We start from the raw sequence: 16,679 nt of genomic DNA, 5'->3' as shown, positions 1-16,679 counted from the left end.
TGAAGTGCGCGATGGATGTAAATTACTTAAGCAAGGTTCTCGGAGCCCTTGAATGACGGGGATGTTCATGCGATTGCCGTGCTTACCAACCCAAAGTGAAAAGTAGCTCACCCCTAGTCCCTCTGCACAAGATCAAGTATCCTTAACTTCTTCATCCTTTACCTTGTTGTCCGCTATGCATGATAAACACGGCTTACTATCAGCGCCTATCCCTCAAGTATTACGTCAAATGACGCTTCCTATGACGGTCGGTATGGTCGCTGTGCTGATGTTTAATCTGGTGGATACATTTTTTATCTCGCTGCTTGGCACTCAATCGCTGGCAGCCATCAGCTATACTTTCCCGGTCACATTTGGTTTGAATTGCATCACTATGGGCATCGGGGTTGGTTTATCAACCTGTATCGGACGCTGTTTGGGAGAAGGGAGAACGCAGCAAGCCGCTCGATTAAGTAGTCATGGGCTATTACTGGCCGTTAGTTTAATGGTTTTGGCAGCCATATTGGGCCTCACAACCATGGATAAACTGTTCCCATTACTCGGTGCAAACGCCGATCTGATTCCTCTTATCCAACAATATATGCGCATTTGGTATTGTTCGATCCCATTGTTGGTGATTCCTATGGCGGGAAGTAGTGCTATCCGAGCAACGGGGGATACGAAAACGCCAGCAAAAATCATGTTATTAGCAGGGATCATCAATGGCGGATTAGATCCTGTACTGATTTTTGGCTATGGCCCCATCCCAGGGTTAGGCATCCAAGGTGCAGCGATTGCTAGCGCATGCTCCTGGTTTGGCGCTCTAGTCTGCTCACTCTACTTATTAATCAAACGGGAAAAACTACTGATATTTCCCAAGCTCTCTCTCATTTACCAAGATTGGCGACGCATTTTACGCATTGCAACGCCTGCCGCTTTCTCCAGTGCGATGACCCCGATAAGCGGTGCACTATTAATGGTCATCTTGTCTCAACATGGAACCGCAGCGGTGGCGGCTTTTGGTGCTGCACAGCGCATTGAGTCGATCTTACTTTTAGTGCTTATGTCTCTTACATCAGCGCTTACACCGTTTATGGCGCAGAATTTAGGAGCCAAACAGCCTAAACGCAGCTTTGCTGGCTTATTTCTCGGGATGCGTTTTTCCATCTTATTTCAATTGATGATCTTTATTATGATGGTGCCACTGAGTATTCCTTTGGCCGCGATGTTTTCACAAGAACAAACGGTGCGTGACTTGCTTTGGCACTATTTACTGGTCGTGCCGATCAGCTATGGGTTTCAAGGTATTGTCATGATGCTAGTCTCAGCACTGAATGCTTTGCACTTGCCCATCAAAGCATTCCAATGGAGTTTTATGCGGCTTTTTGCCTTTACTTTACCATCCGCTTGGCTTGGCTCATATTGGTATGGTGTCGAAGGATTATTTATCGGTATTGCTCTGGGTAATATTTGTGGTGGTGTATTGGGATACATTTATGCGTTGTGGCTAAAACGTCGATACCTGAACAGTTAAAAAACAAAAAGCCAATGCGCAACGCATCGGCTTTTACCTTCAGCAAACTCGACAGAACATCGCAATGAGAGGATTAAAGCTCTGCTAGCTCTTCCTCGATGTCAACGTCTAAATCGACATTAAGAGGCTCAGGAGAAAGGATGATGCCCGTATTATCAGCGTACAAGTAATCTTCCGGTAGGAAAGTCACTCCAGCAAAGTTGACCGCGACATCGACTTCACCCATGCCTTGTGAGCTGGCACCAACAGGAATAGAAGCTAATGCCTGAATACCAATGCTCATCTCTTCTAATTCATCGACTTCACGCACACTGCCGTAAACGACCATCCCTTCCCATTCGTTTTCTTCCGCTATGGCCGCCAACTCCGCATCAATTAACGCTCGGCGTAAAGAACCGCCACCGTCGATCAATAGAATACGTCCCGCTCCATCTTGTTCCAATACTTCACGGATTAAGCCGTTGTCCTCAAAACATTTGATCGTCGTTACTTGTCCAGCGAAGGATGCGCAGCCTCCAAAATTGCTAAACATGGGTTCTACCACATCAACTTGATCGAGATAGATATCACATAGCGCAGAGGTGTTGTATTCCATAGCTTTACTCTCTCAACAAACGGTTATCCCACGAGTATATAGTGTCAGTAAGCCAATGCAATGACAGAGCGCAAATTAACTGGTGAGAGTTTGAGCAATGACGACGCCGACGAATAAAAGATTAGTGATCAGCGAACATTTCACCACCACAGGAAGCATAGGAGCGATTTGGGCAGGTTTATCGGTAGCACAAACAGCACGACCATGTTGCAAGACAAAAATAGCACTCAATAAAAATGGCAAACTAATCCACAACGGCTTATCTTGCATAACTAAATAACTAGCAAAAGAGAGCACTGCGCCCAGCAACAGTAAAAAATGGTACGTTTTAGCACGTTGCTGTCCCAAACGAACAGCGATAGTCCGTTTACCACACTCTGCATCGTTTTCAATATCCCGCATATTATTGATATTAAGTACAGCAACGGCCATTAATCCACAGCCTAATGACGGTAAGAAAAGCCCCCATTCAATGTGACCTGTTTGCAGAAAATAACTGCCAGAAACGCCCAGTAAACCAAAGAACAGAAAAACAGAGAGATCGCCAAGCCCGACATAACCATACGGTTTATTTCCCACGGTATAAGCCACTGCGGCCAGCATGGCTAAAATACCTAAGCCGATAAAAGCAAGAATACTGTGCAAACTCTCCAACGAATAAAAGACTAACGCTAAGCCGGCCGCAATCGTCAATACAATATTAATCACCATGGCTTGCTTCATATCCACCAGTGAGACGGCTCCGGATTGAATGGCTCGCATTGGGCCCAGCCGTTTTTCGTTATCGGTTCCTTTCATCGCATCGCCGTAGTCATTAGCTAAATTGGAAAGAATTTGCAGTAAGGTCGCCGTTAATAACGCCAACAAAGTAACAGGCACAGAAAAAGATCCTGACGAAAAAGCCAAGGCGGAACCAGTAAAAATGGAAACCAGCGCAAGAGGCAGTGTTTTTGGTCTTGCTGCATCAACCCAAATACGTAAAGAGTTATTCATAGCGATAAAATATGACTGAACATGGGCGCTCAGTATACGCATAAATGGGGGGGAGAAAAAAGCCCACCAGATCAAGGTGGGCGCAGATATTACAAGATAAAGCGGCTTAAATCTTCGTCTTCGACGAATTCGCTTAGGCGACTACGGACATAATCACCATCAATGGTATACTCACTGCCTGGCTGTTCTGTCGCATCATAAGAAATGTCATCCATTAAGCGCTCCATGACGGTATGTAAACGGCGCGCTCCGATATTCTCGGTGGTTTCGTTCACTTGCCAAGCCGCTTCCGCGATTTGCTTTATACCATCTTCGGTAAACGTAATCTGTACATTTTCCGTTTTCATCAAGGCAATATATTGCTCGGTCAATGACGCTTTGGGTTCTGTTAAAATACGTTTGAAATCATCGCTTGATAATGCTTCTAGCTCAACCCGGATCGGTAAGCGCCCTTGCAATTCAGGGATCAGATCGGAGGGTTTCGCCACTTGGAAGGCTCCCGAGGCAATAAATAAAATGTGATCGGTTTTAACCATGCCATGTTTGGTGGAAACCGTACTGCCTTCAATTAAAGGTAGCAGATCACGCTGCACCCCTTCACGAGAGACATCAGGGCCTGAGCTTTCACCACGTTTACAGATTTTATCGATTTCATCAATAAAGACGATACCATTATTTTCTACGTTATAGATGGCTTGATCTTTCAACTCTTCTTGATTGACCAATTTGGCTGCTTCTTCTTCCACTAATGCTTTTAACGCATCTTTGATTTTCAGTTTGCGTTTTTTCTTAGTATCTCCCGCTAAGTTCTGGAATAACCCCTGCAACTGATTGGTCATTTCTTCCATTCCGGGAGGAGCCATGATCTCAACTCCCATTTGCGGCACCGCTACGTTGATTTCAATCTCTTTGTCATCAAGCTTACCTTCCCGCAACTTTTTGCGAAAAACTTGCCGTGTCGAAGAAGAATCATCATTCTGCTCTGACTGCCCCCACGCATCACGAGCGGGTGGTAATAAGGCATCTAAAACTCGCTCTTCTGCCAACTCTTCTGCGCGAAATTTCACTTTTTCCATCGCTTGTTGGTGAGTCAGCTTAACCGCAACATCAGTTAAATCACGAATAATGGTTTCAACTTCCTTACCCACATAGCCCACTTCAGTGAATTTGGTCGCTTCTACTTTAATAAAAGGGGCGTTGGCTAATTTCGCCAAACGACGGGCAATCTCGGTTTTTCCGACCCCTGTTGGCCCTATCATTAAAATATTTTTTGGTGTCACTTCAACACGTAAGCTTTCATCAAGCTGCATACGACGCCAGCGGTTACGCAGAGCAATGGCTACCGCACGTTTAGCTTTATCTTGACCGATAATATGACGGTTTAATTCGTGAACAATTTCACGAGGAGTCATTTCTGACATGATCGATTCCTTAACATTCGCTTTCGGTAGGCACCGAGTTATTGGTTTTCCTGAGCGATCAACGCTTGAGGGATTTCCAGCTCTTCAATGGTGTGCTGATGGTTAGTAAACACACAAATATCACCGGCAATACTGAGTGCTTTTTCGGCGATATCTCTTGCGTCCAGCTCGGTATTTTCTAATAAAGCAATCGCAGCCGCCTGGGCGAAATTACCGCCAGAACCGATCGCAATCAAATCGTGTTCCGGCTGAAGCACATCACCATTGCCGGTAATAATTAACGATGCTGTTTCATCCGCAACGGCTAAAATCGCTTCTAAACGGCGTAAAGCACGATCGCTGCGCCAATCTTTTGCAAGCTCAACCGCGGCTTTAGTTAAGTGCCCTTGGTGCATTTGTAATTTACTTTCAAAACGTTCAAATAAAGTAAAAGCATCCGCAGTGCCACCAGCGAATCCTGCAAGAACCTTATTGTTATATAACCGGCGGACTTTACGCGCATTGCCTTTCATGACGGTATTGCCCAGTGAGACTTGCCCATCTCCGGCAATCACCACTTTGTTATTACGACGTACAGATACGATGGTAGTCACGTGAGGACCTCTTTATGCTTTTCACTAGGATGTTAGAGACTATATGAGGATAGAAAGAAAATATTTCAAGGGAAAGCCCTTGCATCTCGTGATGATAAAATAGGTTTAACGGTTTTTCATTCACAGATGGTGGCGAGTATTTGCTGAATGGCATGATCAGCACCAAAGGCGAGAAGGCATAACGTTAAGGCCTGCCCTCTCATTCGTCACTTTATTGCGCATCTTTCCAAATGGCACAAGGTTCGATTTTAGCACGCTGTAATTTATGTCGGTCACGCTCTGCGTCACGTTTAAAGGTATAAGGGCCCAAAACGACTAGATACCAACTACTATTTTCTTTCTTACGAATTTTGCTACTCAAACCCTGAAAGGCAATATCTAATTTTCGAGTTTCTGCTTGTTGCAGCGTCTTATAAGCGCCACACTGCATGATGTAAGGGATTTCGGAAATGACTTGCTCTTTGGCGATCACCTCAATCTCACGATTCGGTAACGACTCAACATAATCCCACTTTTCTGTTGGCCGGGGCGGTATAGTTTGAGTCTGAGTTTTACTCGATTGACTTTGCTGTCTACCAGCACTTTGGGGAGCCGGTGACTCGGGTGCTAAGCTTAACCGATAGAGGCCATAAATAAAGCCACTCAGTAAAATAAGTGCCAATAACCCGCTCCGCCAGGGTTTACGACCACGTGCTGTTTTTTTGGTCGGCTTTTTGGGGCTACGACCACGCCTTACATAATCTTTATTCGCCACAGACAAATTCAACGGTTGATAGTTTGACTCATATGTTAATGCAGTTTAAGGACAGATAACAGCAGCAAAGTATCCGTAAACCAGTCAGTCACATGACTCAAGCCAATCCACCATCCGCCATTATCATGCTCTCGGTGGCGCAGTGCTGTCTCTAATCACTAAGTGCGTCTCTAGCAGTCGAGAGCCCGCCTGTACATCATGACCACGTAAGAGTTCTAACATCATAAACATCGCTTGGCGGCCAATTTCATAACGTGGTTGAGAAATCGTGGTTAACGGTGGATCGCAATATTGTGCGAATTGAATGTCATCAAACCCTACCACTGATAAATCTTGCGGAACTCGTAATCCGAGCCGTTTGGCTTCTTGCATGGCACCGATCGCCATTGCATCGTTATGGCAAAAAATTGCGGTCGGCGGCTCAGATAAAGCCAATAATTGACGAACGGCTCTAGCACCAGAATCAAAGGTAAAATCACCCACAACATGATAGGTTGGGTTTTTCGTCAAACCGGCTCGACGCAAAGCCTGCTGATAACCTTGCTGGCGAAATTCGCACAGCACCGCACCTTCAGGGCCGCTGATTTGAGCGACTCGCTTATGTCCCATTTGGGTCAAATAGTTAACGGCTTCAAATGCAGAGGTCAGGTTATCAATATGGACTGTTGGTAGTTCAAGCTCAGGTGCATATTCACACGCCATCACCATAGGCGGCAGATTTTTTTGCTCTGACTTACTGACATCAAAAGGCAAATCGGCTCCCAGTAATAGCATACCATCCGCTTGTTTAGTAAAAACTAAATTGACAAAAGAGCTTTCCCGTTTTCGCTGTTGGCCACTATCGCCCAATAATACCAGATAACCGTGTTCCATCGCCGCATCTTCAATGCCGCGAATGATCTCGGTGTAGTAGGGATCACAAATATCCGGCACAATCGCCACAATGGTTTTGGATTCATTACGTCGTAGATTACGTGCTAAAGAATTGGGGGAATAGCCAGCTTCTAACACCGCCTCTTCCACCCGTTTGCGGGTCGAAGTGGAGACCTTTTCAGGGTTCATCAACGCACGAGATACCGTTGCGGTAGATACGCCTGCAAGCTGGGCAACATCCTTCATTGTCGCCATGTTAAGTTTATCCTCTCTTTCTCTTAATCTTGGGGCCAGCGTTTCGCGGTTGTTCCAGCACAAGCCAACCACAAGCTGATTAATTCAGCTTTAGTGCACTGAACGAAAACGATTCACTGACGCTATCGTGTTGATAGTGTATTGTTTTCTGTAGAGAAAGTTACGGCTTAATTAACAAAATTTGCATTGTAAGTGTGACCGCTATCACGAACAAAGAGTTTTCAGTTTCTTCTTCACCACGGTACGCGTCACATTGGTCAACTTAAATCTTGAGGCTCAATATCCATGCTCCAACGTACTTTACTGGCTAAGGGTAATGACTGAATAGCTGATTTGGCGCTGGTCAATAGACGTTGCATAACGCTACGCGTTGGAGCTTGCAGCAAAAGTTGCCAGCGATATTTGCCCGCTCGCTTGGCCAGTGGTGCTGGCGTTGGCCCCAACACCACCGCCCCTTGTGCAAAAAGAGGATGAACTTGTAACGTTTCACGCACTTGCCTTAAAAAGGTTTCCACCCGCGCCGATTGATTAGCCTCTGCACGAAATAACGTTAAATAGGTGTAAGGAGGCAGTTGTGCTACCTGCCGCTCAGCTAATGCGGTATGCGCAAAATCATCATACCCTTTGTGTAGTAAAGCTTGTAGTAAACGATGCTCTGGATGATGCGTCTGTAAAACCACCTCTCCTGGTTTACTAGCACGCCCAGCCCGGCCGGCAACTTGGATAAACAACTGCGCTAAACGCTCGGCGGCCCGAAAATCACTACTGTATAGCGAGCCATCAACATCCAGTAAGGCGACTAAGGTGACATTGGGGAAGTGATGACCTTTCGCCAACATCTGAGTGCCAATCAAAATCTGATACCGATTATCACGAATAGCCGTTAAGGCTGATTCTAAACTGCCTTTGCGACGCGTGCTGTCTCGATCAATACGAATGGTTCGATAGTCAGGAAAAAGGTGAGCAAGTTGTTGCTCTAGTTGCTCGGTTCCTACCCCAACCGTGACCAGCTGCGTAGAACCACAATGCTGGCAATGTTGAATAACAGCCCGTTGTGAACCACAATGGTGACAACGAATTTCGTTACTGTTTTGATGATAAGTATAATAAGCATCGCAACGCTGACAGTCGGCAATCCAACCACACTCATGACACATAAGTGCCGGAGAATAACCTCGCCGATTCAAAAACAACAGCACCTGACTCCCTTGCGCTAAATGACGACGCATTTCGGCAATCAAAGGCGCAGATAAGCCACTTTCGAGATACTCTCCCTTAATGTCCAGCACTCGGTTTTTCGTCGGCAGTGCCACGCCTGCCCGCTGAGTTAATTGTAAATGGTGATATTTACCAATTAATGCATTATGCAAGGTTTCTAATGCGGGAGTCGCACTACCTAACACAATCGCTACTTGCTCAAGATTTGCTCGCATCACAGCAACATCTCGCGCATGGTAACGTAAGCTATCTTGTTGTTTATAAGAGCTATCATGCTCTTCATCGACAATAATAATGCCCAGATCAGCAAAGGGAGTCAGCAACGCTGAACGCGTACCAATGATGATCCCAGCCACCTTATCTCGTGCCGCCAACCAGGCATTCAAACGCTCAGTTTCATTTAACCCAGAGTGGATAACCACCACAGGAACGGTAAACCGCTCCCGAAAACGCTGAATCGTTTGTGGCGTTAACCCGATTTCAGGGACAAGAACCAACGCTTGCTTACCCTGCTCCAAAACCGGTTTAATCAAATTAAGATAGACTTCCGTTTTGCCCGATCCCGTCACGCCTTGCAACAGATAGCAAGCAAAACCGCTTTGGCTATTCACGGTGGCAATGGCGATCGCCTGCTCTTGATTGACTTGCGGTTTATCCACCTTAGCTTCAATGTGTTCAGGCCAAGGCTCAACGTATGGCGCTTGCTCTTTCACATCAATCCACTGCTTGTCGCGAAGGGCATTGAGCGTACTACTGATGACGCCTTCATCCAGCAACCTTTGATGAGATAACGGGCCCGCTTGCAATAACTTGATCACTTGTGCTTGCTTGATCGCTCGTCCAAACCCCTGCATAAGTTGGTTTCGTCCCAGCTCAGTCAAGCACCACTCTTTACTCACTGCAAACTCGGCCACCTTGCCTTTACGTAAAGCACTCGGTAAAGCATTGGCTAACGTTTCGCCAAGCGGGTATTGGTAAAACTGACTGCACCACTGAAGTAATGTGTACAGTTTATCTGGCCACAATGGTTGAGTATCCAATACTGATTGAATCGATTTTAACTGCGTGAGTGGAAAATCAGACTCTGACACCAAGGCCGTGACCACGCCCACTAGCGTTTGTCGCCGAAAAGGCACCAACACTCGCCCTCCAATTAATGGGAACAGGTGAGAGGGAATCAAATAGTCAAATTGCTTATCAAGAGGAACAGGTAAAGCAACACGAGCAATGGTTGGGCGCATAACTATCGTCAGCCGTCAAAAAGGAGCAGAAAGCACAGTCTACTGGATGATGCTAAGAAATTCGACTAACAAAAGTGGTGAAAATAGCGTCGAAACCTGTTGATCCTGTAGCGAGGATTCATTACTATATCGCGCCTTAAAGATGCGTAGTATCTTACTGGCATCTGAACAGTATCATTAACATTACGTGTGGTGTCCGGCAATGATTCGGATAGCGACACGGCCTACATTTGAGGTTATCCCATGAAAGCTGGTATCCACCCAGAATATAAAGAAGTTAGCGCAACTTGCTCTTGCGGCAACGCTTTCACTTTCCAATCAACTCTTGGTAAAGAAAGCATCTATCTTGACGTTTGTGACAAATGCCACCCATTCTATACTGGTAAACAACGTATCGTTGATACTGGTGGCCGTGTTGATCGCTTTAACAAACGCTTTGGCGCACTATCAAGCAAAAAGTAATCGCCGAGCAAAAAGTAATCGCAACTTTAAGCAAAGATTACCCAAGGACGCTACGGCGTCCTTTTTGTTTGTTTTGTAGCGCAGGTTTTTATGCCATGGGCTCCCTTTCCGCCGCCATCGATTACCAGATACCACAACGAATATAGCGGGTAAGCTGGTCTTATCAGATTAAATCAAACCAGCTTTGCTCGGTTTAAGCACAATCCTACCTAGGCAGTTTGTCTGACATCCTTTAGAATGAGTCGTTCGTTAACAAAACCATAAGAGAACCTCCCTATGTCAGAAGACCAGCAAGACCTTTCTCCAGAAGATGCATTTCGCCAAAGCGCCCTTGATTATCACGCGTTCCCAACGCCGGGAAAAATTGCGATTGCTTTAACTAAGCCAGCCGATTCGGCTGCCGACCTTGCGCTGGCTTACAGTCCAGGTGTTGCTGAACCTGTCCGTGAAATTGCACAGAATGCTGACAATGTCTACAAATACACCGGGAAAGGCAATATGGTTGCCGTCATTTCGAATGGCACCGCCATCTTAGGATTAGGAAACCTTGGCCCAATGGCTTCCAAACCCGTTATGGAAGGGAAAGCGCTCCTGTTTAAGCGTTTTGCTAATCTTGATTCGATTGATATTGAAGTCAAACACCGCACCATTGATGAATTTGTCGATACTGTCGCCAATATCGCCGACTCTTTTGGTGGTATCAACTTAGAAGATATTAAAGCACCAGACTGCTTTGAAATCGAACGTCGCCTAATCGAACGCTGTGACGTGCCCGTATTTCATGATGATCAACACGGAACCGCGATTGTGACCGCAGCAGGCATGCTCAATGCCATTGAACTGCAAGGGAAACAACTCAAAGATTGCATTATTGTCTGCTTAGGGGCTGGCGCAGCGGCTGTTGCTTGTATGGAGCTACTGATTAAATGTGGTGCAATGCGTGAAAAAATTTATATGTTGGATCGCAAAGGAGTGATTCATACTCGCCGAGACGATCTCAATCAATATAAAGCCTTATTTGCCAACAACACTGATAAACGGACTCTGGAAGATGTGATTGCGGGTGCCGATTTATTCCTTGGCGTATCTGGCCCGAATTTACTGCCACCTGAAGCATTAAAATTAATGGCAGACAACCCCGTCATCTTTGCTTGTTCTAACCCAGATCCAGAAATTAAACCGCAATTAGCCCATCAAGTTCGCGATGATTTGATCATGGGTACCGGCCGCAGTGATTATCCAAACCAAGTGAATAACGTACTCTGCTTCCCGTTCATTTTCCGAGGTGCACTGGATGTACGAGCCAGCGAGATTAATGATGAGATGAAATTAGCGGCTGTGGAGGCCATTCGTCAATTAGCCAAAGAACCGGTACCAGACGCAGTCCTACAAGCGGCGGGAGTCAAAAAACTCAGCTTTGGTGCTGAATACATCATTCCTAAACCCATGGATCCACGTTTATTGTCTCGCGTAGCAAGAGCCGTTGCACAAGCCGCCATCGATTCCGGTGTGGCCCGCATCGCAATGCCAGAAAACTATATGCAAGACTAAAACTATCTGCAAGACGAAAACTGAACTATGCAAGACTAAAACTGAACTGGATCTTCTGACTACAATAAAAAACCTAGCGCTGCTAGGTTTTTTATTGTGACTGGTTTATTCGTCATAGGCTTCAAATTCAATCCCCATCGCGGTCATTAATGCTTTAGCTTCAGTGGGAATATCATCTGGACGATCTTTTCGCAAGTCTTCATCAGTAGGCAGCGGCTGACCTGTGTAGGCATGCAAAAAAGCTTCACACAACAATTCACTGTTAGTTGCATGGCGCAAGTTATTGATTTGACGTCGAGTACGTTCATCAGTGAGGACTTTCAATACCTTTAGTGGAATTGATACCGTAATTTTTTTTACCTGTTCACTTTTTTTTCCATGCTCAGCATATGGGCTAATATACTCGCCATTCCAGTCTGCCATTGCGCACCTTCGTTGTTTGAATTCGAATCTAAATAATCAAAGACCCTAATTTTAGCGGGATTTACCGCCATAAGCAAAGACATATAGACATCTAGAAGTGTTGACGTCTCATTTAGTGATGAGTAAAGTGTCAACTTATCTAAAAGATCAAATAGCGTTATTTATCGTCATCAGTGTGATGATAGGTTGTGTGAATGAACCTATTCATTCCAATATCGGACGATCATCAGGAAAGGAAATCGTTATGACCACTCGTCAGTCAGCCACCATTGCCGCTCGAACCGGTATTGAATCAGATACTCAATACCATGCTGTTGTTCCCCCCATTTATTTATCAACTAACTATGGATTTCCTGCTTTTGGTGAAGTCCCCACCTATGACTATACACGCTCGGGTAACCCAAACCGAGGGCTACTTGAACAGGCCTTATCTGAATTAGAAGGGGGAGAAGGGGCCATTGTGACCAACTGTGGAACCTCCGCCATTAACCTGTGGATCTCCACCTTTCTAACCCCTAAAGAGTGGATCATTGCACCCCATGATTGCTATGGCGGCACCTATCGACTGCTCAATTCCAGAGCGAAAAAAGGGGATTTCAAGGTGCTATTTATCGACCAATCCGATCCGCAAGCTTTAGCGGATGCGTTCACTCTCAAACCTAAACTGCTACTCATCGAAACACCATCAAATCCACTCGTTCGCGTGGTTGATATTGCCGACATTTGTCAACAAGCCAAAGCCGTGGGCACACTGATTGCCGTCGACAATACTTTTCTTACACCGATTTATCAAAAACCACTAACCTTAGGGGCTGATTTTGTCATTCACTCCACCACCAAGTATCTGAATGGTCATTCTGATGTGATTGGTGGTGCTATTATCAGTAAAACCAGCCCGCATGCAGAAGAGCTAGCATGGTGGGGTAACTGCCTCGGTTCTACCGGCACCCCGTTTGATAGTTACATGACACTTAGGGGGCTACGTACTTTAGCAGCCAGAATGCGTGGACATGAAGAAAGTGCGCAACGTATTTTAACTTATCTACAAAGTCAGCCTTTAGTGGCCACCATTTATCATCCCAGTTTAACCTCTCACCCTGGCCATACTATCGCTAAACAGCAACAAACTGGCTTTGGTTCAATGCTCAGTTTTGATTTTGCAGGCTCATTTGCTCAACTCAAAGCTTTTGTCGGTCACCTTGCTCTTTTCTCGTTAGCTGAATCATTAGGCGGGGTCGAAAGTTTAGTCTGTCATCCTGCCTCCATGACCCATCGCGCAATGGGGGAAGAGGCGTTAGCAAAAGCGGGCGTTTCAGAACAATTATTACGTTTATCCGTTGGCCTAGAAGAGGTGACAGACTTAATTGCGGATCTCGATCAAGCCTTTAAAAAAGTACAGGAGAGCTGTTAATGGAGAGACAACTGCATAAATTTGGAGGAAGTAGCCTCGCCGATGCCGCTTGCTACCAAAAAGTGATCGGGATTCTGAAAAGCTATTCACAAGCAGAAGATCTGATTGTCGTCTCCGCGGCAGGAAAAACGACCAATCACCTCATCGCTTTTTTAGAACAACGAGCAACCGATGGCCGTATCGCTCATGAATTATTACAGTCATTACGTCAATACCAAAGTCAACTGATTGAAGCCCTATTACCCGATAATAGGGCCGCCATATTACTAGAAAAACTCAATGATGAGTGTTCAGCACTCAGTGAATTGCCTACGCCACTGTCTAGTGCTGAGCGCGCTGCCGTACTTGGCCATGGTGAAGTGTGGTCTGCACGCTTGCTGGCTGCTTTACTCAATGATCAACAGCTTCCAGCGGTAGCTCTGGATGCACGCGATTTTTTGCGAGCAGAAAACGGCCCACAGCCAGAAGTCGACCGTGCACGCTCCTACCCCTTGCTAAAAGAAGCATTAATACAACAGACACAGCAACGAATCGTGATTACTGGGTTTATGGCACGTAATCATCAAGGTGAAACGGTACTACTGGGGCGAAATGGTTCCGATTACTCCGCAACGGTCATTGGTGCTTTAGCTGGCGTTTCCCGCGTGACCATTTGGAGCGATGTCGCAGGCGTATATAGCGCCGATCCTCGAATCGTGGACAATGCTTGCTTGTTACCATTACTGCGTTTGGATGAAGCCAATGAGTTGGCACGACTAGCAGCGCCCGTTTTACATAGCCGAACCTTACAGCCAGTTGCACAAAGCACCATGGATTTATATTTACGTTGTACTCATCAACCTGAATCAGGCTCGACACGCATTGAACGTATTTTAGCGTCTGGACGCGGCGCAAAAATTATAACCTCATTAGATGATGTATTACTGATTGAGTTGTCATTACCATCAGGACAAGACTTTCAACGTCTACAACAAGATATTCAATCACGCCTACAGCGCGCTCAACTCGAACCTCTTGCCTTTGAAATTCAAGCCGACCAGCAGCAACTTCGCCTCGCCTATACCCGCGAAGTCGCCAATGAAGTGTTCACCTATTTACAAGATTCCGCTCTCGCGGCAGAAAGTAAACTCAAAGAAGGATATTGCTTATTGGCTGCGGTTGGCGCGGGTGTGACCCGTAATGCTCAACACAACTTTGGATTTTATCAACAACTTAAAAATGCACCGGTCGAATTTATCTGCCCTGCCGAATCAGAACTTAGCTTAGTCGCAATACTACGCCACACCCCGCTAAATCAACGTGTGATTGAACTACATAATCAACTATTCCAAGCTCAGAAACGCGTTGCGATTGCACTATGCGGTAAAGGCAATATAGGATCGAGCTGGTTAAAGCTATTTACAAAACAAAAAACCGCACTGGAAAAACGCTACGGCATGAATTTCGAACTAGTCGCCGTCATTGATAGCCAAACCTATTGGTTTAATGAACAAGGAATAGATGCCCGTACAGTCGATGATGATTATCAAGATGAAGCTCAACCTAATGATGGACAAACGTGGTTAACGCAGTTAGGTCGATTATCTGGCTATGATGACGTGATCGTGCTCGATGTCACCGCTAGTGAAGAACTTGCTTATCGATATTTAGAGATTGCTCAGCAAGGGCTGCATCTCATCTCAGCTAATAAAGTCGCTGGGTCCGCTAGTAGTGAATACTACCAGCAAGTCAAAGAAGCCTTTAGCAAAATTGGTCGCTACTGGCTTTATAATGCAACCGTCGGCGCAGGCTTACCTATCAACCATACCGTACGGGATCTGCGGGAAAGTGGGGATGAAATCACCGCACTCTCAGGGATATTTTCCGGTACCCTTTCTTGGTTATTTCAACAGTATGACGGCACCATTCCATTCAATGAATTAGTTGACCTCGCTTGGCAGCAAGGCTTAACAGAACCTGATCCTCGACATGATCTGGATGGCTCAGACGTAATGCGTAAATTGGTTATTTTAGCGCGCGAATCAGGACTCAACCTTGAACCACAACAAGTCAAAGTAGAATCACTGGTACCGGAAAACTTACAACGACTATCCTTGGACGACTTTCTCGATCAAAGCCAGCAATTGAATCTAAATTTAGCAGAGCGTCTCACTCGCGCTCAGCGAGAAGACAAAGTGTTACGTTATGTGGCTAGGTTAGAGAAAAGTGGCAAAGCGACCGTGGGTGTTGAAGCCTTAGATCAAGAACATCCTTTGGCAAATCTACGCCCTTGTGACAACATTTTTGCGATTGAAAGTCAGTGGTATCGAGATAACCCATTGGTCATTCGTGGTCCAGGAGCTGGGCGGGACGTCACCGCGGGAGCCATTCAATCCGATATCAATTTACTGGCCCGATTACTCTGACACGGCTCGCCTATCTACGTTTTCAGCTCACCCATCGTGGTGAGCTTTTTTGTATCAAACCAGAGTGATTATAAAAGCGACGACAGCCCGATCATAGTAGGCTAAATTATCTTACATTAGCCTCACAATATGATCGATTCACAAGTCGCTGAGACTTGAAATCCCTTCACCTTGAAGATGAAAAAACTTCATATGATGAATGTTGACATTAAAAACCATTCAAGAGATGCTACAGACATATGGACGTCTATACGTAAATAATACTTAGGTTAAGTATTCGCCGCAGGGAGAGAAAAATGGGATACACACACGCAAGTCATATCGATGCTCTAAATCAAAGCATTTCTGAAGTTTCAGATATTAATGTCTCTTTTGAATTTTTCCCACCCAGCACTCCCAAAATGGAAGAAACATTGTGGAATTCGGTGCATCGGCTAAAAAATCTTAACCCTAAATTTGTTTCTGTCACTTATGGTGCCAATTCTGGCGAACGTGACCGGACTCATTCGATTATTAAAGCCATTAAAGAACAAACAGGGCTGATTGCCGCACCACACTTAACCTGTATTGATGCCAGCCGCGATGAATTAATCACCATAGCTGATGACTATTGGCACAACGGTATTCAAAGTATCGTTGCACTACGAGGTGACATTCCTCTCGGTGGCGGTAAACCAGAGATGTATGCCGCTGATTTAGTGGCTTTGCTAAAATCTCGCCATGACTTTGATATTTCGGTGGCCGCTTTTCCAGAAGTTCATCCTGAAGCCAAAAGTGCTCAAGCCGATCTCCTTAACCTAAAACGTAAAGTCGAAGCCGGAGCAAATCGAGCCATTACTCAGTTCTTCTTCGATGTGGAAAGTTATTTACGCTTTCGTGATCGCTGTGTCGCCGCCGGCATTGATGTGGAAATTGTCCCGGGTATTTTACCCGTTTCTAATTTCAAGCAAGCCTCTCGCTTTGCTGCGCAA

14 protein-coding genes are annotated in these 16,679 nt (G+C 45.7%); 6 read left to right on the top strand and 8 right to left on the bottom strand.

All coding sequences use genetic code 11. The features are described 5' to 3' along the window. The first annotated feature begins 175 nt into the window (after positions 1–175). Positions 176–1,513 (top strand): MATE family efflux transporter, encoded by a 1,338-nt coding sequence (locus B7C60_RS02490; protein ID WP_099610279.1) that lies wholly within the window; start codon positions 176–178, stop codon positions 1,511–1,513. Between the two features lie 73 nt (positions 1,514–1,586). On the opposite strand, the gene rraA is transcribed toward B7C60_RS02490, so the two are convergent. From rraA to priA, 7 genes are all read right to left on the bottom strand, one after another. Further along, positions 1,587–2,108: a ribonuclease E activity regulator RraA gene (gene rraA, locus B7C60_RS02485; RefSeq protein WP_099610278.1), complete on the bottom strand. Its 522-nt coding sequence runs from the start codon at positions 2,106–2,108 to the stop codon at positions 1,587–1,589. Positions 2,109–2,183: 75 nt separating this feature from the next. After that, a complete protein-coding gene (locus tag B7C60_RS02480; protein WP_099610277.1) occupies positions 2,184–3,101 on the bottom strand; it encodes a 1,4-dihydroxy-2-naphthoate polyprenyltransferase in 918 nt (305 codons plus the stop codon). 89 nt (positions 3,102–3,190) lie between these two features. Further along, positions 3,191–4,522 (bottom strand): ATP-dependent protease ATPase subunit HslU, encoded by a 1,332-nt coding sequence (gene hslU, locus B7C60_RS02475; RefSeq protein ID WP_099610276.1) that lies wholly within the window; start codon positions 4,520–4,522, stop codon positions 3,191–3,193. A gap of 38 nt (positions 4,523–4,560) precedes the next feature. Next, positions 4,561–5,115 carry an ATP-dependent protease subunit HslV gene (gene hslV / locus B7C60_RS02470; RefSeq protein ID WP_099610275.1) on the bottom strand — a complete coding sequence of 185 codons (555 nt, stop codon included), beginning with the start codon at positions 5,113–5,115 and terminating at the stop codon, positions 4,561–4,563. 211 nt (positions 5,116–5,326) lie between these two features. Next, a complete protein-coding gene (locus B7C60_RS02465) occupies positions 5,327–5,869 on the bottom strand; it encodes an SPOR domain-containing protein (protein ID WP_099610274.1) in 543 nt (180 codons plus the stop codon). Between the two features lie 123 nt (positions 5,870–5,992). Continuing rightward, a complete protein-coding gene (gene cytR / locus B7C60_RS02460) occupies positions 5,993–7,036 on the bottom strand; it encodes a DNA-binding transcriptional regulator CytR (protein WP_281251640.1) in 1,044 nt (347 codons plus the stop codon). Between the two features lie 218 nt (positions 7,037–7,254). Continuing rightward, positions 7,255–9,456: a primosomal protein N' gene (gene priA / locus B7C60_RS02455; protein ID WP_099610272.1), complete on the bottom strand. Its 2,202-nt coding sequence runs from the start codon at positions 9,454–9,456 to the stop codon at positions 7,255–7,257. Positions 9,457–9,699: 243 nt separating this feature from the next. Between priA and rpmE the strand changes: the two genes are divergently transcribed. After that, the gene (gene rpmE, locus B7C60_RS02450) at positions 9,700–9,918 is read left to right on the top strand and encodes a 50S ribosomal protein L31 (RefSeq protein WP_078927111.1); all 219 of its coding nucleotides are present in this window, start codon (positions 9,700–9,702) and stop codon (positions 9,916–9,918) included. 276 nt (positions 9,919–10,194) lie between these two features. Continuing rightward, positions 10,195–11,469: a malic enzyme-like NAD(P)-binding protein gene (locus B7C60_RS02445; RefSeq protein WP_099610271.1), complete on the top strand. Its 1,275-nt coding sequence runs from the start codon at positions 10,195–10,197 to the stop codon at positions 11,467–11,469. Positions 11,470–11,574: 105 nt separating this feature from the next. Here the strand turns inward: B7C60_RS02445 and metJ are convergent, their stop codons facing one another. Next, positions 11,575–11,892 (bottom strand): met regulon transcriptional regulator MetJ, encoded by a 318-nt coding sequence (gene metJ, locus B7C60_RS02440; RefSeq protein WP_078927113.1) that lies wholly within the window; start codon positions 11,890–11,892, stop codon positions 11,575–11,577. Positions 11,893–12,136: 244 nt separating this feature from the next. Here metJ and B7C60_RS02430 point away from each other — a divergent pair, with 244 nt between their 5' ends. From B7C60_RS02430 to metF, 3 genes are all read left to right on the top strand, one after another. Beyond that, positions 12,137–13,303, top strand: a complete 1,167-nt coding sequence (locus B7C60_RS02430; protein WP_099610269.1) for an O-succinylhomoserine (thiol)-lyase — start codon at positions 12,137–12,139, stop codon at positions 13,301–13,303. Then, positions 13,297–15,708 carry a bifunctional aspartate kinase/homoserine dehydrogenase II gene (locus B7C60_RS02425; RefSeq protein ID WP_099610268.1) on the top strand — a complete coding sequence of 804 codons (2,412 nt, stop codon included), beginning with the start codon at positions 13,297–13,299 and terminating at the stop codon, positions 15,706–15,708. The genes B7C60_RS02430 and B7C60_RS02425 overlap by 7 nt, the downstream gene beginning before the upstream one ends. Positions 15,709–16,004: 296 nt before the next feature. Continuing rightward, positions 16,005–16,679 (top strand): methylenetetrahydrofolate reductase (metF, locus tag B7C60_RS02420; protein WP_245868444.1); only part of this gene is annotated, 675 nt, incomplete at its 3' end.

This window comes from Vibrio fujianensis, from assembly GCF_002749895.1.
In the GTDB taxonomy this organism is placed as follows: Bacteria; Pseudomonadota; Gammaproteobacteria; order Enterobacterales; family Vibrionaceae; genus Vibrio; species Vibrio fujianensis.
This window is presented reverse-complemented; position numbering and strand designations above follow the sequence as displayed.

Excerpts from the sequence above, each read along its gene's own strand:
- hslU (WP_099610276.1), bottom strand. The coding sequence starts at position 4,522 with ATGTCAGAAATGACTCCTCGTGAAATTGTTCACGAATTAAACCGTCAT.
- metJ (WP_078927113.1), bottom strand. The coding sequence starts at position 11,892 with ATGGCAGACTGGAATGGCGAGTATATTAGCCCATATGCTGAGCATGGA.
- priA (WP_099610272.1), bottom strand. The coding sequence starts at position 9,456 with ATGCGCCCAACCATTGCTCGTGTTGCTTTACCTGTTCCTCTTGATAAG.
- B7C60_RS02430 (WP_099610269.1), top strand. The coding sequence starts at position 12,137 with ATGACCACTCGTCAGTCAGCCACCATTGCCGCTCGAACCGGTATTGAA.
- B7C60_RS02445 (WP_099610271.1), top strand. The coding sequence starts at position 10,195 with ATGTCAGAAGACCAGCAAGACCTTTCTCCAGAAGATGCATTTCGCCAA.
- rraA (WP_099610278.1), bottom strand. The coding sequence starts at position 2,108 with ATGGAATACAACACCTCTGCGCTATGTGATATCTATCTCGATCAAGTT.
- B7C60_RS02490 (WP_099610279.1), top strand. The coding sequence starts at position 176 with ATGCATGATAAACACGGCTTACTATCAGCGCCTATCCCTCAAGTATTA.
- rpmE (WP_078927111.1), top strand. The coding sequence starts at position 9,700 with ATGAAAGCTGGTATCCACCCAGAATATAAAGAAGTTAGCGCAACTTGC.
- B7C60_RS02480 (WP_099610277.1), bottom strand. The coding sequence starts at position 3,101 with ATGAATAACTCTTTACGTATTTGGGTTGATGCAGCAAGACCAAAAACA.